The 19,737-nt window shown below is 59.2% G+C and carries 22 protein-coding genes; 4 read left to right on the top strand and 18 right to left on the bottom strand.

The genetic code is table 11. From position 1 onward, the window contains the following. Positions 1-17 precede the first annotated feature (17 nt). Positions 18-1,148: an ATP-binding protein gene (locus CACC_RS05245; protein WP_035108653.1), complete on the top strand. Its 1,131-nt coding sequence runs from the start codon at positions 18-20 to the stop codon at positions 1,146-1,148. On the opposite strand, the gene CACC_RS05240 is transcribed toward CACC_RS05245, so the two are convergent. Continuing rightward, positions 1,145-2,065 carry a uroporphyrinogen decarboxylase/cobalamine-independent methonine synthase family protein gene (locus CACC_RS05240; protein ID WP_005280222.1) on the bottom strand — a complete coding sequence of 307 codons (921 nt, stop codon included), beginning with the start codon at positions 2,063-2,065 and terminating at the stop codon, positions 1,145-1,147. The genes CACC_RS05245 and CACC_RS05240 overlap by 4 nt on opposite strands. Further along, positions 2,066-3,151, bottom strand: coding sequence for a tRNA 2-thiouridine(34) synthase MnmA (mnmA, locus tag CACC_RS05235; RefSeq protein ID WP_005282453.1), 1,086 nt, complete (start codon positions 3,149-3,151; stop codon positions 2,066-2,068). 96 nt (positions 3,152-3,247) lie between these two features. Here mnmA and CACC_RS05230 point away from each other — a divergent pair, with 96 nt between their 5' ends. Then, the gene (locus CACC_RS05230; protein WP_005280219.1) at positions 3,248-4,084 is read left to right on the top strand and encodes a spermidine synthase; all 837 of its coding nucleotides are present in this window, start codon (positions 3,248-3,250) and stop codon (positions 4,082-4,084) included. On the opposite strand, the gene CACC_RS05225 is transcribed toward CACC_RS05230, so the two are convergent. After that, entirely contained in the window at positions 4,065-5,228 is a 1,164-nt protein-coding gene (locus tag CACC_RS05225) for a glycoside hydrolase family 25 protein (RefSeq protein ID WP_035108652.1), read from the bottom strand. The two genes, CACC_RS05230 and CACC_RS05225, sit on opposite strands and share 20 nt — an antisense overlap. Positions 5,229-5,434: 206 nt before the next feature. Between CACC_RS05225 and CACC_RS05220 the strand changes: the two genes are divergently transcribed. Both CACC_RS05220 and CACC_RS05215 read left to right on the top strand, forming a co-directional pair. Continuing rightward, on the top strand, positions 5,435-6,421 hold the full coding sequence (locus CACC_RS05220; protein WP_005280217.1) for an HNH endonuclease signature motif containing protein: 987 nt from the start codon (positions 5,435-5,437) through the stop codon (positions 6,419-6,421). Between the two features lie 26 nt (positions 6,422-6,447). Beyond that, positions 6,448-6,612, top strand: coding sequence for a hypothetical protein (locus CACC_RS05215; protein ID WP_005280216.1), 165 nt, complete (start codon positions 6,448-6,450; stop codon positions 6,610-6,612). Here the strand turns inward: CACC_RS05215 and CACC_RS05210 are convergent. The 15 genes from CACC_RS05210 to atpA all read right to left on the bottom strand — a co-directional run bounded on the left by CACC_RS05210 (position 6,609) and on the right by atpA (position 19,720). After that, on the bottom strand, positions 6,609-7,724 hold the full coding sequence (locus CACC_RS05210) for a cysteine desulfurase family protein (RefSeq protein ID WP_005280215.1): 1,116 nt from the start codon (positions 7,722-7,724) through the stop codon (positions 6,609-6,611). The genes CACC_RS05215 and CACC_RS05210 overlap by 4 nt on opposite strands. Then, complete coding sequence (locus CACC_RS05205; protein WP_005280214.1) at positions 7,724-8,665, bottom strand: electron transfer flavoprotein subunit alpha/FixB family protein; 942 nt, start codon at positions 8,663-8,665, stop codon at positions 7,724-7,726. The genes CACC_RS05210 and CACC_RS05205 overlap by 1 nt, the downstream gene beginning before the upstream one ends. A gap of 8 nt (positions 8,666-8,673) precedes the next feature. After that, a complete protein-coding gene (locus CACC_RS05200) occupies positions 8,674-9,456 on the bottom strand; it encodes an electron transfer flavoprotein subunit beta/FixA family protein (protein ID WP_005280212.1) in 783 nt (260 codons plus the stop codon). Between the two features lie 26 nt (positions 9,457-9,482). Beyond that, positions 9,483-10,616: a THUMP-like domain-containing protein gene (locus tag CACC_RS05195; RefSeq protein ID WP_005280211.1), complete on the bottom strand. Its 1,134-nt coding sequence runs from the start codon at positions 10,614-10,616 to the stop codon at positions 9,483-9,485. Continuing rightward, positions 10,613-11,440 carry an NUDIX hydrolase gene (locus CACC_RS05190; protein ID WP_005280210.1) on the bottom strand — a complete coding sequence of 276 codons (828 nt, stop codon included), beginning with the start codon at positions 11,438-11,440 and terminating at the stop codon, positions 10,613-10,615. Before CACC_RS05190 ends, CACC_RS05195 begins: the two co-directional genes overlap by 4 nt. After that, the gene (locus tag CACC_RS05185) at positions 11,440-12,258 is read right to left on the bottom strand and encodes an ABC transporter ATP-binding protein (protein WP_005280209.1); all 819 of its coding nucleotides are present in this window, start codon (positions 12,256-12,258) and stop codon (positions 11,440-11,442) included. Before CACC_RS05185 ends, CACC_RS05190 begins: the two co-directional genes overlap by 1 nt. A gap of 50 nt (positions 12,259-12,308) precedes the next feature. Then, positions 12,309-13,226, bottom strand: coding sequence for a tetratricopeptide repeat protein (locus CACC_RS05180; protein WP_005280208.1), 918 nt, complete (start codon positions 13,224-13,226; stop codon positions 12,309-12,311). After that, entirely contained in the window at positions 13,226-13,534 is a 309-nt protein-coding gene (locus CACC_RS05175) for a thiamine-binding protein (protein WP_034653892.1), read from the bottom strand. The genes CACC_RS05180 and CACC_RS05175 overlap by 1 nt, the downstream gene beginning before the upstream one ends. Before the next feature lie 10 nt (positions 13,535-13,544). Next, positions 13,545-13,829: a hypothetical protein gene (locus CACC_RS05170; protein WP_081445490.1), complete on the bottom strand. Its 285-nt coding sequence runs from the start codon at positions 13,827-13,829 to the stop codon at positions 13,545-13,547. After that, positions 13,829-14,521, bottom strand: coding sequence for an endonuclease NucS (nucS, locus tag CACC_RS05165; RefSeq protein WP_005280206.1), 693 nt, complete (start codon positions 14,519-14,521; stop codon positions 13,829-13,831). The genes CACC_RS05170 and nucS overlap by 1 nt, the downstream gene beginning before the upstream one ends. A 21-nt stretch (positions 14,522-14,542) precedes the next feature. Then, on the bottom strand, positions 14,543-15,022 hold the full coding sequence (locus CACC_RS05160) for a DUF2550 domain-containing protein (protein ID WP_005280203.1): 480 nt from the start codon (positions 15,020-15,022) through the stop codon (positions 14,543-14,545). Between the two features lie 183 nt (positions 15,023-15,205). Then, entirely contained in the window at positions 15,206-15,580 is a 375-nt protein-coding gene (locus tag CACC_RS05155) for a F0F1 ATP synthase subunit epsilon (RefSeq protein ID WP_005280202.1), read from the bottom strand. Between the two features lie 10 nt (positions 15,581-15,590). After that, complete coding sequence (atpD, locus tag CACC_RS05150) at positions 15,591-17,036, bottom strand: F0F1 ATP synthase subunit beta (RefSeq protein WP_005280201.1); 1,446 nt, start codon at positions 17,034-17,036, stop codon at positions 15,591-15,593. A gap of 3 nt (positions 17,037-17,039) precedes the next feature. Then, positions 17,040-18,029 (bottom strand): F0F1 ATP synthase subunit gamma, encoded by a 990-nt coding sequence (locus CACC_RS05145; protein WP_005280200.1) that lies wholly within the window; start codon positions 18,027-18,029, stop codon positions 17,040-17,042. A gap of 50 nt (positions 18,030-18,079) precedes the next feature. Further along, positions 18,080-19,720 carry a F0F1 ATP synthase subunit alpha gene (gene atpA, locus CACC_RS05140; RefSeq protein ID WP_023017789.1) on the bottom strand — a complete coding sequence of 547 codons (1,641 nt, stop codon included), beginning with the start codon at positions 19,718-19,720 and terminating at the stop codon, positions 18,080-18,082. Between the last annotated feature and the right edge of the window lie 17 nt (positions 19,721-19,737).

The raw sequence follows: 19,737 nt of genomic DNA, 5'->3' as shown, positions 1-19,737 counted from the left end.
GGACTACGATGGAGACCATGTCCTTTCACGAGAACCCCTTCCGCCCCACATTTGGCGTCCCACCGCTGTTTTGGGTCGGCCGCACCGCGGTCCTCGATACGTTTCGCGCAGCGCTCGATGCCCCACCTGGACACCCCGGTCGCTCACTCGTCATTAGCGGCGCCCGTGGTATTGGCAAGACGGTCCTCCTCAACGAGTTGGAGGACATCGCCGCCGCCCGCGGATGGATTACGCTGCGCGCCTCCGGCCGCAGCGCCATGGTGGAAGAACTCGTCGAGACCACCATCCCCCGCATCATGGACACGCTTGCGCCGGCAGATAAGCACAAAGTCAACCGCATCGGAATCGGCGGCCTTGGTTCCATAGGAATCGAACACAACACGGATGAAGCCTATAAGCCCACCTTAAATACCCGGCTACGCGAATTACTAGCCCAGCTCAAGGGTGCAGGTGTGCTCCTTACCATCGATGAAGTCCAAGATGCCGATGCCCAAGAATTGGCCTCCTTGGCCGTTACTTACCAAGACTTAGTGCGCGATGAACTCGATGTTGCCATCGTCGTAGCCGGCCTGCCACAGGGCATTAACCGGCTGCTGGAGCTGCCCGGAGTAACCTTTCTGCGCCGCGCGCAAAAGTTTGTGCTGGGCCCGCTGTCACCCGCCAACGCTACCGTTGCATTTAAGGAAACCGCCGCACACTCGGGCCTCGACTTCAGTGCAGATGCAGTCTCCGCCGCCGTGGAGCTATCTCGAGGCTATCCCTACCTGGTTCAGCTCGTCGGATCACTAGCGTGGGCCCACGCACAGCGCTCTGGCGCGACCCGCATAGAAGAAAACACTGTCCTAGCCATCTCGGCCGAGGCGATATCCGTCCTAGGCACACAAGTGCACCAGCCCGCAACCCTCACGCTCCCACCCGCACAGCGCCGCTTCCTTGAAGCCATGAGTGCTGTCATGGACAGCGACACTGCAGAAATTCAAGCTATCGCCGCACACCACGACCGCACGGTGCGGTCCCTATCGGCCACGCGCCAGCGGCTTATCGATGCCGATCTCATCGAACCCACCGGCCACGGCCAGCTTAGATTCGTCATTCCCTACATGGAGGCCTATTTCACGGCCACCGATAGCTTGGGTCGAGTGGATTAAAGGTCACCGGCGTCCCGGACAAGGATGGACGAGGTCTCCGTCACCGAACACAGGGTTCGGGCAGAGGCCTGCACGGGATATACATCAAAGCGATCGACCAAAAGTTCGCGTGGCATGCCGATGCGGTCGAGATGCTTGGCCAGCGCGATGGCCTCGGCACGGGCATCCGATCCGGAAATCCCCACACCAATGCGATGGCCATCGCTCAGGTGCTCTCCCAAGCCATCGAAATGCTCAGGGGTATCGAGGCGATAACGAGGGCTATGGAAATCGACGAGCAAGGTCGTTGCGGCACCAGCAATGGACCACAACGGCGGGGCATGCAGGTAGTCCGCGTCAAAGCCGAGCAGAGTTTCTAGCGCTACCTCGTCAGCCACGGCGGGGATAGAATCAAAATCCGTGGTACCTGGGATGCGTCCAGCCACGATATCCGCAAGCAAAGGTTCATCAAGCTGCACCACAACTTCGCCGTGGAAGCGGCGTGCCACATCGTCTGCATGCGCGCGCAGCCCATGAAGAAGGGCTTCAGAAAGCTCGGCGAAGGCACCGCGGTCACTAAGAACACGGTGGCCATCGGCAAGCTCAATGCTGGCTGCCAGCGACCACGGCCCTAGCGCCTGGACTTTAACGCGGGGCACGCTTTCTCCCCACACCTGCTGTACCTCGTCGAGGTCACGCTCGAGGCGATCCCACGCGCGGCGGGTAAGCAGCTGCGGCCGCGCCGTCATGCGCCACGAACGCGGGCCGCGGTCGATGGTGATGGCCTCGAGCATACTGGCGGTGCGCCCTACCGAATCGGAGCCCAAGCCGCGTTCCGGCAGCTGCGGGAGCGCGGGAAGTTCGGTCTCTCCCATGATGATGTCGGCGGCCTCCACCATGGAGGTACCGGGCATGGGCCCGAGTGCAAAGCCGGTCATTTACACGGTCTCGCAGATAGTGCCGGAACCGATGACGATATCGCCCAGATCATCTGGGGAAGGCAAGTACAGCACCGCCGCCTGTCCACGGGCAACGCCAGACAGTGGCTCCTTGAGCTCTAGGCGCATCGAATCCGCGGCGCGGTCCACGTGGGCGATGCACGGCACGACGGAACCGTGCGCGCGGACCTGCACCTCGCACTCGAAGTCGCCATCCATGCCAGGGTGCAAGTACTTCAGGCGATCGGCGCGAATGGCGGTGACCGCCAGGTCCTCGCGCGCGCCGACGGTCACCGTGCCCGTTGCAGCATCGATATCGGTGACGTAGCGCGGGCGGCCATCAGCGGCCGGGGCCTTGATGTCCAAGCCCTTGCGCTGGCCGATAGTGTAGTTCCACGCGCCATCATGTTCCTTAAGCTCCGTGCCCTCTTGGTCCACAATCATGCCGGGCCGAAGCCCGATGCGCGATCCAAGGAACTGCTGGGTATTGCCGTCTGGAATGAAGCAGATGTCATAGGAATCCGGCTTCTTCGCCGTGGAAAAACCGTGCGCCGCAGCCTCTTCGCGGATTTGCGGCTTGGGGGTATCACCGATGGGGAAAAAGCAGTGGTCCAACTCCTCGGCGGAAATGACGCCGAGCACATAAGACTGATCCTTATTCTCATCCTTGGAGCGGCGCATATAACCGTCATCATCAAGCGTGGCGTAGTGGCCGGTCGCAACGGCATCAAAGCCCAGGGCCATGCCCTTTTGCAGCAATGCGCGGAATTTGATCTTCTCATTGCAGCGCAGGCAAGGATTCGGGGTTTCACCGCGGGAATAGGAATCCACGAAGTCCGTGATGACCTCTTCCTTGAATTCCTCCGAAAAGTCCCAGACATAAAACGGAATGCCCAACTTATCGCAAATGCGGCGGGCATCGGCGGAATCCTCCAGCGAACAGCAGCCGCGGGCCTTTTCGCGCGTTTGCTGCGCGTCCTTATGCAGCGCCAGGTGCACGCCGACGACATCGTGGCCAGCCTCCACCGCACGGGCGGCGGCGACAGATGAGTCCACGCCGCCAGACATTGCTACCAATACTCGCATTGCATTCCCCTTTAAATACCTCGACTACAGGCCCGAAAGTGTACTCCCTTGCCCCAACGCAGCTTAAATCGATTCCATTCCCTAAGCTTGAACCCCATGGGTAGAAAGCGAGCCGCGAACAGGTCAGGCATCACCGGCACCTACGAGATCTCCACCGGCACCGCCGAGGTTGTGCCGGATGAATTCCGCGACGGGGCCTATATCCTTAACGTCAATGGCGTTCCTAGCAGCCATATCGTGCTGGGCGAGCCGCAGGAACTCGACTTTGAGTACATGCGCTGGATCGCAGCGGCGGTAGAACAGCTAAATACGGTCTCGCCCAATAAACTGCGCGTTACCCACCTCGGCGGGGCAGGTTGCTCACTCCCGCGCTATTTTGCCGACCTGTGGCCGGACAGCCGCCATACGGTAGTCGAGCTCGATGCCAAACTGGGCGAATTAGTCCGCGATCTTTTCGATGTCCCCCGCTCCCCCACCGTCAAGATCCGCCCCGGCGATGCCCGAAAGGAAACCGAAAGTTTTCTACCCGCCAGCCGCGATATCATTATCCGCGATGTCTTCGCTGGGGATAAAACCCCGAAAGACCTAACCACTGTGGAGTTTTTCCACGCGACTAAGTCATCCCTGTCTGCCGGCGGCCTCTACGTGGCGAACTGCGGCGATCACTCGGATCTCCACTTGGCTAAGGAAGAGCTGGCCGGGCTTTCTGAGGTCTTCGATCACCTCGCCGTAATCGCTGACCCGCCCATGCTCAAAGGGCGCCGGTATGGAAACATCATCTTGCTGGCCTCAGACACGAAACTGCCAGCTGAGGGCTCGGTACAAGCCGCTCAACTGGCAAAGGCACTCTTAGGTGGGGCCGTCCCAGCTCACTTTAAGGATGAAAGCTGGACCCGAAAATTCTTTGCGGGAGCTACTTCAGCACACGATTGAGCAGCTCGGCCACCTGATTAGCGTCGAAGTCGGGGACATCGGCACCGGCCTTCTTCGCCGCATCCTTGGCTTCTTCTACCTGAGCTCCAGAGACTTCGCCCTTGTCGACGCCATTGACATGGCCAGCGTTTTCTAGCAACATCGCCAAGTCACCGACGGTGAAGTCACCGACTGCCATCTTGCCAAGCTGCTTGAGAGGCAGAGCGTCCTCGTCTTCCAAGGTCTTCACAAAAGCTGCCAAGCCCTCGGCGGCCTGGGCATCGAGGCCGGCATCCTTGGCGGCATCGGCAAGCTGGGGCATGGCGATGAGGCCTGCCGCAAGAGCAAAGATGGCGCCAATCAGCGGAGTGCTATCGGCGCTCAGATCGACGCCATCATCAAGCACGAGGCTATCGAGCGCGCCGCCGATATCGACGTAATTGCCGCCGCTAAAGGAATCAAGCTGCTGCTTCGTGCCATTGAAGAGGTTCAAATCCACATCGGTTGGAATACCGGCAACCTTGCCCGATCCGGAGCGCTGCCAGAAGGACAGGTTCTTCCACCCACCCACTGGATCCGGCGCTTCATCCTGGTATGCCGCCAACCACAGTGGCATATTGGAGAACTTCTGGGAGTTATTCATCTCACCGATCCAGAAGTACTTATAGGTATAAATCATTGGCGTGCGGTTGGTCAGGCGCTTGAGCTCGGTGGTAAATTCCTCGATCCAGCTCTCCAACTGGGAGGCGGACTTGCCCTCGGAAACCTCGATATCGAGCACCGGCGGCAACGTCTGATTCGGCGCCAATGCAATCTGCGTGGCAAAGTTTGCGGCCTGCGTCTTCGCATCGCCAGCTGGACGCGCATAGTGGTATGCGCCGGTCTTCAAACCGTGCAAATTGGCAGCTTGAATATCTTTGACGTAGTGCGGGTTAATCCAGTCCCCACCCTCAGTTGCCTTCACAAAGGCAAAGGACTGGCCATCAGACTTCACCTTATTCCAGTCAATAGGCATGCCACCTGGGTGCTGGTGGGCAGCAATATCAATACCTTTTGGTGCGCTGGTTCCCAATGCTGCCTGTGCGGCAGCGGTCCCGCTTACCGTGACTGCAACTGCAGCGATAACCGCGATGATGCTCTTGCGGAGTGCCCTCATAGTTGTCATGCGCGAGAGTTTAACAATCATTCACACTAACCACATTTGCAACACACGCACCTTAGAGACAAATTTTTCACTCGCGTAGACAAACTCGTTGGAAATGTACCATCTAGAACATATATTCGCTTTTCGGCTTGCGAGGGTTGAGTGGGTGGCTTATGGTGAAGCTATGGAAATTAGAAACTTAGTGCGAAATTCGGGGGATAATCGCCGTGGAACCCTACTACCTCATCACTGACCCACACGATGACATCGCGGTTAGTGCCACCTGCAATAGAAAGTCCGACTACCTGCTCTGGAAGGAAATTAAACCTAGCCTAGAAGACGATTTCGATATCTCGTGCCATACCTTGGCGGGGCGCACCGGCTTGAGCGAGCGACGTACGAGGGATATCACCATGGCCCTGTACCGCTTAGAAGAGTTGCCGCGCACCCAACTGCTGCAGGAAACCTACTACTTCCTCGATTTCTCTCGGCTTATCACCATTGATGCGGTCTTGAGCAAGCTGGGAGAAGTAGACAACAGCGCCCTCCAGCGCATAGACGCCGAACTGGAAAAGTACCTCACTCCCACAAAGCCGGGCCAAAGTTTTCCATCGAACGCTGCCCTGCGTCGAAAGCTCAATGGGCTCATCACGATGGAATCCCCGGACACTACGGGAGACAAGGACGCCGAGGAAGAGGAATCTCAAAATGAATCCTATTTCATCTACCCCACCGCGGGCGGACGAGCAGGGTTAAACGTAGAGTTCGACGAAGATGCGCTCATCCTCATTGACGAGGTTGTTCAGCGCACGGCGGAAGAGCACGGAATTAGCAAGGCCGATGCCCTGGCCCAGCTGATCCTCGGAACCGTCGAAGATAAATCTCAGGTGCACCTTTATATGTATCGCGCCAGCGATATAAAAGCGGCGCCCGGTTTCATCCAGGGCTATGGATGGGTTCACCCAGATACCGCAGACCGGCTAGCCCCGACTACGACACGGGATATGGACCAGGCGGCAACAAGGGTTAGCCCGGCCTACTCCACGCCGCCGCTCATCGGTGCCTATGTGGAGGGTCGAGATGGTGTGTGCCGCTGGCCGGGGTGCAACCGCCCGGCCTACAGGTGCCAGAAGGATCACAGGATCGATTTCTCAGAGGGAGGAAAACAACGGCGGGAAACTTGGCATCGCTGTGCCAGCACCACCACAATGTAAAGACGGATAAAAGCGCCTTTTACATCATGGATCCGCACAGCGGGGACATTGTCTGGCTCTTCCAAGACGGACGGTGGGAATACGATGAACCGCAGGGGCCGCTAGCGGCGAAGAATAAGAACTGGGCGCTCACCGTTGCCCAGGCAATCGCCGCGCGGCGCAATGCTGCCAAAGAAAGGGCTGATACCTAGACCGTGCGGGCCCGAGCAACGACATCTGGCAAGTGCGCGAGCACGTAATCCACATCGTCTTCAGAGGTAAGGCGCCCCAAGGTAAACCGAAGGGAGCCGATTCCTTCATCCTCGCTGACGCCCATTGCAGAAAGCACATGGGACATGCGGTTGACGCCTGCGCTGCAGGCGCTGCCAGTCGATGCCTCAATCTGCAGCGAATCCAGCAGCATAATGAGGCTGTCGCCATCGGTGCCGGGGAAAGAAACATGTAGGTGCGACGGCAAGCATGGCTCGGTGGAATTCACCACGACGTTGTCAATGGAAGAAAGGATCCCATCCCGCAGCTTGTTCCGGAGTCCAGCGATGCGCTCGCCCTCGGCAGCGCTTTCGGCGATCGACTCTTCCAAGGCAGCGGCGAGCGCCGAGGCACTGGCGACGTCCACGGTGCCTGGGCGTAGTCCACGCTCTTGGCCGCCGCCATAGGAAATCGGCTGCGGCGCTGGGGTGCGCTTGGCCAATAGCACGCCGATACCGCGCGGGCCGCCAAACTTGTGGGCGCTGGCGGCGAGCGTCGTGATGCCCAATTCCGCAAAATTGATGGGCAGCTTGCCCGCTACCTGCACCGCATCCACGTGCATAGGAATACCGGATTGTTGCGCGAGGGAGGCAAGCTCCTCGATGGGCTGAATCGCACCGGTTTCGTTATTGGCCCACATGCAGGTGGCAAGATCGGCAGGTTTCGAGAAGGCGCCCCCATCGCTGATATGCCCGCTGCGGTCCACGGGGAGCAGGTCCACGGTGGCGCCGGCTTGGGCAAGCTTGCTCACGGTATCGCGCACGGCTGGGTGCTCAATATCCGTCGAGATGATGCGGTTGGTATTGCCTACAGCATAAAGGCCCTGGATAGCGATATTATCCGCCTCGGTACCAGAGGAGGTAAAGACGACCTCGATGGGTTCGCACCCAAGGAGGGAGGCGACTTTCTCGCGGGCATCGTCAAGCACGGAACGTGCCCTGCGGCCAGAGGCGTACTGGGCGCTGGAGTTGAGCGAGCCGGAGGCGGCAACCCATGCGTCGATGGCGGATTGGCGCATCGGCTGGGTTGCAGCGTAGTCGAAATAGTGCGGCATTACTGGCGCGCCTTCAATTCCTCGGTCAGGGCTGGGGCGATTTCGTGCAGGTCACCGACGACGCCGAGATCTGCGATCTGGAAGAACGGCTCATCCTGGTCCTGGTTGACCACCACGATGGTGCCGGAGGTCTGCATGCCCGAGGTGTGCTGAATGGCACCGGAAATGCCCAGGCCAATGTAGAGATCGGGCGACACGGTCACACCAGTCTGGCCCACCTGATGGGTGGCATCGTAGAAGCCTTCATCGACGGCGTCGCGGGTGGCACCGACGGCGCCACCGAGGGCATCGGCAAGCGGCTCGACGATCTCGGCGAAGTTATCGCCGACGCCGCGGCCGCCGGAGACCACGACCTTGGCTGCGGTGAGCTCGGGGCGGGCGGACTTCTCAGCGGGAGTAAAGGAATTAACCTTGACGTCTTTCTCGGTTGCCGCAGGCAGCGGCATGGGGGCCGGCTGGGCTTCCACCTGCTGGGGCTCCGCCGCAACGGAACCAGGCTGCAGGGTATAGATCGGGCAGCTGCCGGAAGCCTGCGAGGTGGTCTCGTAGGTGCCACCGAAAATGGTCATGGTTGCAGAGCCATCCGCCTTGATGGAATCCACATTCGCGAGCGCGCCGGAAGCCAGGCGGGCAGACAGGCGGCCCGCAATCTCGTTATTCGTCGGGCTGGCGGCCAGGACGATGGGCGCCGGATTGGCTGCGCCCAGGGCGTGCAAGGCATCAACCTCAGGGATCACCAGGCGCTGGTCATAATCCTCCGCCGTTGCCTGCACCACCTGGGCGGCGCCGAGGGCGGCTAGCTCGGCATCGAAGGCATCTGCCTGCTTGCCGACGACCACCGCAGACACCGTACCCAATTCGCGTGCGGCGGTAATGAGCTCACCGGTGACGGGGAGAATGCTGTCTGCATCGTGTTCAACAAGTACGTAAACGTGAGACATTTTTACTCCTAAATCAAGTTCTTTGCGGCTAGGAAGTCAGCAATCTTCTTCGCAGCATCCTGCGGCTGCGGCTCCGAGATAACCTCGCCGGCCGTGCGCGGCGGGCGCTTGGAAGATTCGGTAACGGTCGTGGTGGGCGCAATGGCTTCGATGCCTAGGTCCGCCACGTTCAAAGTGGTGATCTCTGCCTTCTTTGCAGCCATAAGTCCCTTGAAGTTGGGGAAACGCGGCTTATCCGCCTTATCGGTGACGGAAATAATCGCAGGAAGGGCGGCCTCGAGCTCCCAGGTTCCGCGGGCGTCCTCGCGGCTGCCTTTTACCGTACTGCCCGAAAGCTCCACCTGGTGCAGCTCGGTCAAGGCGGGCAGCTGGCGGTATTCAGCGAGCAGTCCCGCGAGCGTTCCGGTCGAGGCATCGGAAGCCTCATTGCCCAAGGTGATCAATTGAACATCCTCTAGCGTGTTAATCGCTGCGTTCAGTGTCCAGGCGGTAGACAGTGCATCGGCGCCGGCTAGGGCGTCATCGGATACGAGGACCGCGTCGTCTGCACCCATCGCAAGCGCCTTGCGGAGGGCCTCATCTGCTTGTGCGGGGCCCATCGTTACAGCGACAACACGGTAGTTTTCATCCGGATTTTCATCGCGCAGGCGCAGCGCCTGTTCCACGGAGTATTCATTAATCTCATCAATGATGTTGTCCACGGAGGTGCGATCCAGGGTGTGGTCATCCTCCAAAGATTTGGTGGACCACGTATCCGGTACATGCTTGACCAGAGCCACAATCGTTGGCATTAAGGGCACTCACCTTTCCGATAGATTTATATTGCGTAATTATCTTCGGACGATAATACTCGGGGTTGGCAGAGCAAAGCGATACCCTGTGAGCCAATTCGCGTAATGATGACCGCGAAAGGCCGCGTTCCCTTCAACTTCATCTGTTTCCTTAGCTGATCAGGGTCCACATCTACGCCGCGCACAAGGATTTCTAGGCTGCCTGCATCATAGGCCTTTAGTACAGATTTTAGGCGCTTTAGGGGGACCTTTTCTATGAATGGAAATCCCGACGTTCCCTGTGGAATGCGCTCGCCCGTCAGGTACGCAATTCGCGGATCAATCTGCCACAAGCCCTCGCGCGCCGCGTAGTGCTGCACGAGTCCAGCGCGCACCACTGCCCCATCTGGATCAATGAGGTAGGTGCCGATTTCGCCAGCCTCTGGCAGGTTCTGCTCTTCATCCGTGAGGACATCAACTGACTCGCCCTGAATCATCACCGCGTGCCTGCCCGTTCCGAGGCCTGGTGTGTAGAGGCACGCTTCCTTAACTGCCCCATTGACGCTACTGACGGTGACCAATCCGTCCCAGTCACTGAAATCAAGGCCGGGTGCGCACTTAATGGCCACGTGGGCGTCCCTGTGCGCGGCGATCAGATCCGGTAGCGGTGGCAGCAAATCCTCCGGACGGGAGATGCGACGCCCCGCCTTTCTGCGGGCGGGATCGGCGATAATGACGTCCGCCGTGGTGGTCGTAGTGAGTGCATCTGCTTGAAAGAAATGGTTAGAAGCCAAATTGTGCCGGGCCATGGCAAGGCGCGAAGCATCGATATCGGAGCCGAAGTAGTCAAGGCTCGTTCCATAGCCTTCGGTACCGATGGAGCACGTGACATCGTGCACGGTGCGCATTCCCCGCTGCCGCAAGAACTCGGACCTATAGCGCGCAACCGACAGCGGGGTGGCTTGCTGGGCGGAATCGGCATCCATAAGCCAGGTCTCAGGCAGTTTTCCGCCCCGCCGGGCAGTAAGTAGCTCCATGGCGCAGCGCGCATAATCGCCGTAGGCGGCTTTCAGCTTTTCCAAATCCTTTAGCTGCGAAGCCTTGCTCAGCTCCAAGTCCAAGCTAGCCAGTTCGGCGTTGTGCTCGCTTAAGAAACGGACTTCATCGAGGTTAAAACTCATATGCGCTCTGTAGGGGTGGTGGCGAAATATTCCGCATACTGCGGGTCATCGCGGGGATCGCCGATGACGGGGCGAAGGTCGGACGAGGAGGCATCATCAAGCACCTCCTGGACGGTGGAGTACTTGCATAACCGTTGCATTTGCGCCCATGTAGGAACTACGAGGCGGACGAGTCCGGCCCGCCAGCCCTCCAGGATGAGCTGCGGCGAAAACCATCCGGCATCATCTGCTTCATGAGTGTCCCCGTCCGGCTCCTGCCCGCTCGGAAGCAGACCAACGAAGAAAAAAGTATCGAACCAATGGTTTTTGCTTTGCCCCACCCACCGGGCCCATGGGAGGAGCATATCGGCATCGACGCGCATCCCGTTATTGCTAAGGAACTCGGTAAAGGAGATGGTGTGGCTTTCTAAGAGCCTGCGCTCGCGGTGATACCGGCGCGCATTAGAAATCGTGCCGTCATCCCGGATCGCAAACAAGGTACCGGATTCCTCGAAGAGCTCGCGGGCCGCGGCGAAGACGAGGGCGTGGGCCTTGTATTTGGTGACTCCCATCCGCCGAGCCATAGCCACAACAGACTTTCCGGCCCACAAGTCACCGGAATCCCACGAACGCGGTGGGAAATCGCGCGGGTCTACCCCACCGCCAGGGAATACGGCATGGCCCGGATAGTTACGCATGGTGCTCACGCGTTCTTGGACCCAGACCTCGAGCCCGTCGGGGCCATCGCGAAGCAAGAGCACGGTCGCCGCCATGCGCCCACCGTTAAACCCGGTGGTATCGCTGGCGTCGATCGCATCGAGCCGGTCATGAATCTGGTTGTTCATTAAGATATCCGGCGGGCAAAGTATCGCTGCCCAATGCGATCTACTTGGATGGGCTGGTGGAAGGCCTGGGATAGGTTCTCCGAGGTCAGCACGGAGTTAATGAGCCCCTTCGCTACTACTTCTCCTTCATCCAGAAGCATCGCGTGGGTAAAGCCGTACGGGATTTCTTCCACGTGGTGGGTAATCATGACGATGGCCGGGGCATCCGGATCCATCGCGAGGTCGCCCAAATATCCCACGAGGTCCTCTCGACCGCCGAGGTCCATGCCGGCAGAAGGCTCATCCAGGATGAGCAGCTCCGGATTGGACATCAAAGCGCGGGCGAGGATGACGCGCTTCTTCTCGCCTTCCGAAAGCGTCGTCCACGTGCGGTCCTTTAAGTGGCTAGCGCCAACCTGGGCCAAGATGTCATCGGCGCGGGAAAAGTCCATGTCTTGATACTCTTCGCGCCACCGGCCCAAGACCGCGTAACCGGCAGAAATGACGAGGTCGTAGACCCGCTCATCCGCGGGAATGCGCGATTGCACGGCAGCAGAGGAGAGACCAATCAGCGCGCGCAGGTCACGCATATCGGTCTTGCCAATTTGCTCGCCCATCAAAAAGGCCGTGCCCTTGGAAGGAAATTCCTCCGCGGCCGCCATACGCACCAGGGAGGTCTTTCCGGCACCGTTCGGCCCGATGATGACCCAGCGTTCATCGAGCTCGACCTGCCAGTCCACGGGCCCTACCAAGTTCTTGCCACCGCGGCGAAGCTCCACGCCACGGAAGTCGATGAGCCAGTCTTGATCAGTTGGGGTTACGTCGTTCACGCCTTCCATTGTGACTGATCTATTCACCGCCCGCAGTAATTGACACAGCTCCGCCGACTTTAATACAGCGCGCTTGCCAGCTTCGTGCGCGCTTCAAGAACGCGCGGATCATTGCCGGCAAAGAGGCCGAAGAGCTCGAGCAGGCGTTCCCTGAGCTGCGCCTTCTCATCGCCGGCGGTGACTTTCATGGCCTCGATGAGGCGGTCAAAGGCGTTTTCTGCGGCACCTGCCACGACTTCGGCATCGGCGGCATGCATTTGCTTGCCGATATCCCCCTTATCCCCATCCGCAGCAGCAATCGGGTCCTCGGTTTGATTGGCCGGGTCCAGCCGCTTTAAAAGCTTCGTTGTGTCCCGCGCCTGCTTAATCTGCGTATTATCCGGTTCCGCTTCCAAGATGGATTCGTAGACCTTGATCGCGCCATCGAAATCGCCGGAGTTCAGGAAGGATTCTGCCTCCTGCAGGCGAGGGTCGTCCTCTTCTTCCTCCTCCGCTGCGGCCGGTGCAGCCTCGAGCCCCTTCAGCTGCGGTCCGACGTTTTCTACCAAGCTATCCAGCCACTGCTTGAGGGCCTCCTTCGGCTGCGCTCCCTCGAAATTGGTCAGCGGTTGGCCTGCGCCAATGGCTACCACGGTGGGCAGGTTCTTCACGCCGAAGGCCTGCGCGACCTGTGGAGTGGCATCCGCATCCACGTAGCCTACGAGGAAGCTTAGGTTTCCCGCCGCAGCTAATTCCTGCAGGTCCTGCTTCAGCTGGTCGGATTGGGTAGAGCGCGAGGTGCCAATGAGGACGACGACCGGCACCTCAGTGGAGCGGCGCACCACCTCGGTCTCGAAATTCGCCTCGGTGACGGTAAAAAATGGCTGGACTCCGTTAGACTGCGGCTGCTCTTGTGCCTGCTGGCGGGCTTCCGCACGGGCCTTGACCTGGCTGAGATCGAGGGCGCCGCCTACATAAGCATTATTCGCAGAAGTCATTAATCCTCCTTAGCTAAACGACGATTCACGGCGTCTACTTTATCTGTCAACTGATTCGTCACGCCTTCGCGGATATCGGCCTTAATAACCAACGAGGTGCGCGGCGATACCGCACGTACCGCTTCGGTGGCCTTCTTAATCGTGCCGAAAACCTCGTCCCACTCGCCTTCTACAAGGGTAAACATGGCGTTGGTTTCATTAGGCAGGCCGGATTCCCGCACCACGCGGACCGCCTCCGCCACGGCATCGGCCATCTCGCCGGAGTCATTATCCACCACTGCGGGTGCTACTGAAAATGCAACAATCATGCCCGTAAGTCTACCTTCGCTCCCAGCAATGCCGGTGCCAATGACGGCGGTCATCGCCCTGCCTGCCGGTATCGCGCGGCCAGGCGACGATGTGGGCAACCCCAGGCGGAATATTTTGGTTACACCCCGGGCAAATATAGAATTTTTGCGCCCGCGCGGAGCCAATGTGCCGCATGATATACGGCTCACCGTGCGTCCAGCTGGGGCCCTCGACCGTCTGCGAACCAAGGAAGGTAGAGCCGTCCTTGGGCAGCGGCCGGAATTCCTGTGGTTTCCGCCTATTTCGCCGTGGCATTAAAACAACCGCAATTCTTTCGACTCGAGCCCGCGCAGCTCTTGGTAATCCAAGACCACGCAGCGGATGCCGCGGTCTTCGGCAAGCGTTCGGGCCTGTGGCTTAATCTCTTGCGCAGCAAAAATGCCAGATACCGGAGCGATTAGTTCATCGCGGTTCAATAGCTCGAGGTAGCGGGTCAATTGCTCTACTCCGTCGATCCCGCCGCGGCGCTTGACCTCCACGGCAACATTCCGGTTATCAGCATCTTTAGCCATGATGTCTACCGGGCCAATGGCCGTGGGGTACTCGCGGCGCACGAGGGTGAAATTAGAACCCAGCGTGTCGATCTTTTCGGCCAAAAGCTCCTGTAGGTGCGCCTCCACGCCGTCCTTTACCAGGCCGGGGTCTTCGCCCATCTCGTAGGAGATATCCTCGTGGATTTCCGCGATAGTGATGCGCAATTGCTCACCTTTTGGGTTTTCCACTAGCCACAAGACCTCGCCGGTGTCATTGCCATCCACGTCCTCGATGACGGATTCACTCACCGTACACGGCGGCGTCATCCAATTGAGGGGCTTATACGCGCGGTCATCGGCATGCACCGATACCGAGCCGTCTGCTTTGACGATGAGCAGGCGGTCCGCCAAGGGCAGGTGGGCGTCGAGCCGTCCCACGTAATCAACTGAACAACGGGCGATTACTAAGCGCATGGCTACTACCCTAGCCTGTTGCTATTGGCGCTTGGACTGCCGGGTGGCTCGCTCCCGCAATTGCTTGTAATCAAAGCGCTGTTGCCGCTTGGACGGCGCAGCCTCGACCCAGGCTTCGAAGGCCATGATCCCGCGGGCATCGGAAGCCAGCTCGTATTCCGCATCCCCGGTGCTAAAGTGCACCACCTCGGTGGCATCAGACATAAAAGAAGCCTCGTCATCATCCAAAGAACGAGAGTTCAAAATCGTGATGTCGAGGCGGTTAAACCACAGGTTATAGCGCGGAAATACAGAGCGCAGTTTGAAATATTCAACAACTTCTCCGGTATAGCGCAGCACGCCATGGCGCCAAGAAAAGCTATCCTTCGCCGGCATTGAGCGCAACAACACCGCGGTTCCGCGCGAGCGCAGAGTAAAAAATCGCAGGGCCGCCAGCAGAACTACTAGCAATACCACCAACGCTAAGGCCCACAGGACCACCGAGATAACCGTTGAATTCATGGGCTCCACACGCCATCCTTGGTTAGTGAAAGAACAATTATTTGGATTGTAGCGCCTGATTCCGCCTCCGCGCCAATAAGAAAAGGCAAAGAAAACGTGAAAAAGCGCACCGGATATATTCCAGTGCGCTTTTCTGAGAGCAGGAAGGGCGGCTATTGCTGCCCTCTCCTACCAATCCAAGGTTTATTCAGCCTTTGCTGCGCGGCGAAGTGCACGCAATGCAGCCTCACCGCGGGACTTGGTGAGCTCATGAGCCGAAGAGGAGTCCTCTTCCGCCTGGGCCTCATCCACCTCATCGGACCAGATGGCCCAATCAGCGAGGACGGTAATCTTGTCCTGGGTAACGGAGAGGAAGCCACCCTGGACGGCGGCAACGCGCCGCGCGCCATCAACTGGGTGGATGGTCACTACGCCATTGTCGATCAACTGACCGATCACAGGCTCGTGACCGGGAAGCACGCCGATCTCACCCTCAGTGGTCTCAGCCGTCACTATGGAGGCCTGACCAGACCACAATGAGCGCTCGACGGAAACCAATTCGGCGGTGATGTCAGCCATGTGCCTCTCCCTACTTCTCGTTCAACTTCTTGTATGCAGCTTCGACATCGTCCAAGCCACCCAAGCCGTTGAAGGCCTGCTCTGGGTAGTGGTCAAACTCACCGTTGCAGATGCGCTCGAAGGCATCGATGGTGTCCTGCAGCGGCACGTAGGAACCCTCCAAGCCGGTGAACTTCTGCGCGACGAAGAAGTTCTGACCCAAGAAGCGCTCGATACGGCGGGCACGCTGCACGGTCACCTTGTCTTCTTCAGACAGCTCGTCCATACCAAGGATGGCGATGATGTCCTGCAGTTCCTTGTTCTTCTGCAGAATACCGATGACGCGCTGTGCTACCTCGTAGTGCTTCTCGCCCACAATGCCTGGCTCGAGGATACGAGAGGTAGAGGTCAGCGGGTTCACTGCCGGGTAAATACCCTTGGAAGCAATGGCACGGTCCAGCTCGGTCGTCGCATCCAAGTGGGCGAAGGTCGTGGCTGGGGCCGGGTCAGTGTAGTCATCGGCAGGCACGTAAACGGCCTGCAGAGAGGTAATGGAACGACCCTTGGTGGAGGTAATGCGCTCCTGCAACACACCCATTTCATCAGCCAAGGTTGGCTGGTAACCCACGGCGGAAGGCATACGACCCAGCAGGGTGGATACCTCGGAGCCGGCCTGGGTGAAACGGAAGATGTTGTCAATGAACAGCAGCACGTCCTGGTTCTGCACATCGCGGAAGTACTCCGCCATGGTCAGGCCGGACAGGGCCACGCGCATACGAACTCCTGGTGGCTCGTCCATCTGGCCGAAGACAAGTGCGGTATCTTGCAGAACGCCCATCTCTTCCATTTCCAGGAAGAGGTCGGTGCCCTCACGGGTGCGCTCGCCGACGCCGGCGAAGACCGACGTACCGGAGAACTCGCGGGCAATACGGGTAATCATTTCCTGAATCAGGACGGTCTTACCCACACCTGCACCACCGAAGAGGCCAATCTTGCCGCCCTTAACGTAAGGGGTCAGCAGGTCAATGACCTTAATACCGGTTTCGAGGATCTCGGTCTTGCCCTCGAGCTGGTCGAACGCTGGTGGCTCGCGGTGGATACCCCACTGCTCGCCATCGCGGCCGAGGCCTGGCTCATCGAGGCAGTCACCGAGGGCGTTAAAGACGTGGCCCTTGACGACGTCGCCGACCGGAACGGAGATAGGCTCTCCGGAGTCGACTACCTCGGCGCCACGGACGAGGCCATCGGTAGGTGCCATGGACACGGTACGAACGAGGTTGTCACCGAGGTGCTGAGCGACCTCGAGGGTGACGGTCTTTGCCACAGCTTCGAGCTTAATCTCGACGTGGAGTGCGTTGTACAGGGCCGGAAGTGCCTCGCGTGGGAATTCCACGTCCACCACCGGACCGATGACGCGCACGACACGACCGGCGACTGCCGAAGACTGTGCATTCTGCTCTTGCAGAGCTGTAGTCATAATCTAGTCACTTTCTGCGCTGTCAGATAGCGCGCCAGCGCCACCGACGATCTCTGAAATTTCCTGGGTAATCTGCGCCTGACGGGCCTGGTTGGCCACGCGAGACAGGTCATTGACCATCTCGGTTGCGTTGTCAGTAGCAGATTTCATAGCTGTACGGCGTGCAGCGGACTCGGAAGCCGAAGCCTCCAAGAACATAGCAAACAGGATACGCGAGACGTACTGCGGAAGCAGCGCTTCCATCAGGGTATCCGCGTCCGGTTCGAACTCGAAGTCCGCGGAAATGTTTTCCGTCGGCTCCGGATCTTCCAGTGCGGAGTCACCCATCTCGTACTCCTCGCCCTGCACGACAGGCTCAACAGGCAAAAGCTGCTGCGCACGCGCGGTTTGAGTCAGCATGGATTCAAACTCGGTGTAGACGACGTGTACCTGGTCGAAACCGGTAACACCTGCGCCTTCACCTTCCGCATGCAGGCCCTCGCGGCCCTTGGTAGTGCCCTTCGAACCAGCAACGAAGCCATCGATCATGTGGCGACGCACATCGTGGGTGCCCTCCCAGGTTGGATCCTGAGAGAAACCATCCCAGCTGCCTGCTACCTCTTCCTCGCGGAAGTTGTAGTGGCCGATGCCCTTGCTGCCGGTGACGTAGCGAACTACCTCGTAGCCCTTGCTTTCGAGGAGGGCCTTGAGCTGGGCTGCCTTCTTGAAGACGTTGTTGTTGTAGCCACCGCACATGCCTCGGTCAGAGGTGATTACGAGAATCGCGGCGACGTTGCCGTCTTCACGCTCGCGCAACATAGGGTGCTCTAGCGTCGACGCTGCAGCCAACCTGTTCATGACATTGGTCAGCTCAGTCGCGTACGGCTGAGAGGCTTCCACCCGAGCCTGCGCTTTGGTAATGCGCGAGGTAGCAATGAGCTCCTGGGCTTTAGTGATCTTCTTAGTCGAGTTCACGGACCGGATGCGGTCGCGCAATTCGCGAAGATTAGCCATCGTTTCTCCTCCCTTCTTTCATATAGACGGTTAATTACGAGAGCTGAACTCTACTTAGCCGTCTTCCGGGAGACGTTGAGCTCGGTGCTTTTCACGTCATTTTCATCCAAAGGATCTACAGGCTCTTCGGTGCCCAAGTTGTGGCCCTCGGAGGTGCGGAACGTAGGAGCAAACTCCTTGGCTGCAGCCTCGAGTGCTTCCTTGGACTCATCGCTGAGCGCCTTGCCGCCGGCGATCTGCTCAAAGACCTCTGGAGTATTGGCGTTGAGGTACTCGTGCACCTCGGCCTCGAAGCGGCGAACGTCTTCGACGGGAACGACGTCGAAGATGCCTGCCTCGGCGAGGTAGATGGATACCATCTGGTATTCCACCGGCTGCGGCGAGGATTCGGACTGCTTCAGCAGCTCGACCAAGCGAGAGCCGCGCTCCAGCTGTGCCTTGGAGGCAGCGTCCAGGTCGGATGCGAAGGCAGCGAATGCCTGCAGGTCACGGTATGCAGCCAGGTCAAGACGGAGGTTACCGGCAACCTTCTTCATACCCTTGGTCTGTGCCGCACCACCAACACGGGAGACGGACACACCGACGTTAATAGCCGGGCGAACACCCTGGTTGAAGAGGTCGGACTCCAAGAAGACCTGACCGTCAGTAATGGAAATGACGTTGGTCGGAATGAAGGCACTGACGTCATTAGCCTTGGTCTCGATGATGGGCAGTGCGGTCATGGAGCCGGCACCCATGTCATCGGAAAGCTTGGCAGCGCGCTCCAGCAAGCGGGAGTGCAGGTAGAAGACGTCGCCTGGGTAAGCCTCACGTCCCGGCGGGCGGCGCAGCAACAGCGAAATTGCGCGGTATGCCTCAGCCTGCTTGGTCAGGTCATCGTAGATAACCAGGACGTGGTTGCCCTGGTACATCCACTGCTGGCCCAATGCAGCACCGGAGAACGGTGCCAGCCACTTGTAGCCGGCGGAATCAGAAGCTGGGGCCGCCACGATGGTGGTGTAATCCAGCGCGCCGTGCTCCTCAAGGGTGCGGCGCACGCTGGCGATGGTCGAGCCCTTCTGGCCGATGGCGACGTAAATACAACGGACCTGCTTGTCCTTGTCGCCGGACTCCCAGTTAGCCTTCTGGTTCAAAATGGTATCGATGGTAACCGCGGTCTTACCGGTCTTACGGTCACCAATGATCAGCTGACGCTGACCACGGCCGATCGGGGTCATCGCATCGATAGCCTTGATGCCGGTCTGCATTGGCTCTTCAACCGGCTGGCGCTGCAGCACCGAAGGTGCCTGCAACTCGAGGACGCGCTCCTCTTCGCTTTCGATTGGGCCCAAGCCGTCGATGGGCTGGCCCAGTGGGTTAATAACGCGGCCGAGGAAGTCCTCGCCCACGGGGATGGAAAGGACCTCTCCGGTCCTCTTAACCTCGTCGCCCTCCTTGAGGGACTCGTAGTTACCCAGGACCACGACACCAATGGAATTGGTGTCAAGGTTCTGTGCGACGCCAATTACGCCGCCGGGGAACTCGAGCAGCTCATTCGCCATAACGGATGGCAGGCCAGAAACCTGCGCAATACCGTCAGCTGCCGAAATGACCACGCCGACCTCCTCACGGGAGGCCTCCGCGGAGTAGCTCGAGGTGTAGTTCGCAATCGCACTACGGATCTCGTCGGAGGAGATCGTCAGCTCCGCCATGTTCTTCCTGCTCTCGG

Source organism: Corynebacterium accolens, assembly GCF_023520795.1.
Classification (GTDB): Bacteria; Actinomycetota; Actinomycetes; order Mycobacteriales; family Mycobacteriaceae; genus Corynebacterium; species Corynebacterium accolens.
Note: the sequence above shows the minus strand (reverse complement) of the source record. Positions and strands in the feature narration are given on the sequence as shown.

Bases quoted from the DNA above. Each gene is read 5' to 3' on its own strand.
- CACC_RS05245 (WP_035108653.1), top strand. From the start codon at position 18: ATGTCCTTTCACGAGAACCCCTTCCGCCCCACATTTGGCGTCCCACCG.
- CACC_RS05240 (WP_005280222.1), bottom strand. From the start codon at position 2,065: ATGACCGGCTTTGCACTCGGGCCCATGCCCGGTACCTCCATGGTGGAG.
- mnmA (WP_005282453.1), bottom strand. From the start codon at position 3,151: ATGCGAGTATTGGTAGCAATGTCTGGCGGCGTGGACTCATCTGTCGCC.
- CACC_RS05230 (WP_005280219.1), top strand. From the start codon at position 3,248: ATGGGTAGAAAGCGAGCCGCGAACAGGTCAGGCATCACCGGCACCTAC.
- CACC_RS05225 (WP_035108652.1), bottom strand. From the start codon at position 5,228: ATGACAACTATGAGGGCACTCCGCAAGAGCATCATCGCGGTTATCGCT.
- CACC_RS05215 (WP_005280216.1), top strand. From the start codon at position 6,448: ATGGATCCGCACAGCGGGGACATTGTCTGGCTCTTCCAAGACGGACGG.
- CACC_RS05210 (WP_005280215.1), bottom strand. From the start codon at position 7,724: ATGCCGCACTATTTCGACTACGCTGCAACCCAGCCGATGCGCCAATCC.
- CACC_RS05205 (WP_005280214.1), bottom strand. From the start codon at position 8,665: ATGTCTCACGTTTACGTACTTGTTGAACACGATGCAGACAGCATTCTC.
- CACC_RS05200 (WP_005280212.1), bottom strand. From the start codon at position 9,456: ATGCCAACGATTGTGGCTCTGGTCAAGCATGTACCGGATACGTGGTCC.
- CACC_RS05195 (WP_005280211.1), bottom strand. From the start codon at position 10,616: ATGAGTTTTAACCTCGATGAAGTCCGTTTCTTAAGCGAGCACAACGCC.
- CACC_RS05190 (WP_005280210.1), bottom strand. From the start codon at position 11,440: ATGAACAACCAGATTCATGACCGGCTCGATGCGATCGACGCCAGCGAT.
- CACC_RS05185 (WP_005280209.1), bottom strand. From the start codon at position 12,258: ATGGAAGGCGTGAACGACGTAACCCCAACTGATCAAGACTGGCTCATC.
- CACC_RS05180 (WP_005280208.1), bottom strand. From the start codon at position 13,226: ATGACTTCTGCGAATAATGCTTATGTAGGCGGCGCCCTCGATCTCAGC.
- CACC_RS05175 (WP_034653892.1), bottom strand. From the start codon at position 13,534: ATGATTGTTGCATTTTCAGTAGCACCCGCAGTGGTGGATAATGACTCC.
- CACC_RS05170 (WP_081445490.1), bottom strand. From the start codon at position 13,829: ATGCCACGGCGAAATAGGCGGAAACCACAGGAATTCCGGCCGCTGCCC.
- nucS (WP_005280206.1), bottom strand. From the start codon at position 14,521: ATGCGCTTAGTAATCGCCCGTTGTTCAGTTGATTACGTGGGACGGCTC.
- CACC_RS05160 (WP_005280203.1), bottom strand. From the start codon at position 15,022: ATGAATTCAACGGTTATCTCGGTGGTCCTGTGGGCCTTAGCGTTGGTG.
- CACC_RS05155 (WP_005280202.1), bottom strand. From the start codon at position 15,580: ATGGCTGACATCACCGCCGAATTGGTTTCCGTCGAGCGCTCATTGTGG.
- atpD (WP_005280201.1), bottom strand. From the start codon at position 17,036: ATGACTACAGCTCTGCAAGAGCAGAATGCACAGTCTTCGGCAGTCGCC.
- CACC_RS05145 (WP_005280200.1), bottom strand. From the start codon at position 18,029: ATGGCTAATCTTCGCGAATTGCGCGACCGCATCCGGTCCGTGAACTCG.
- atpA (WP_023017789.1), bottom strand. From the start codon at position 19,720: ATGGCGGAGCTGACGATCTCCTCCGACGAGATCCGTAGTGCGATTGCG.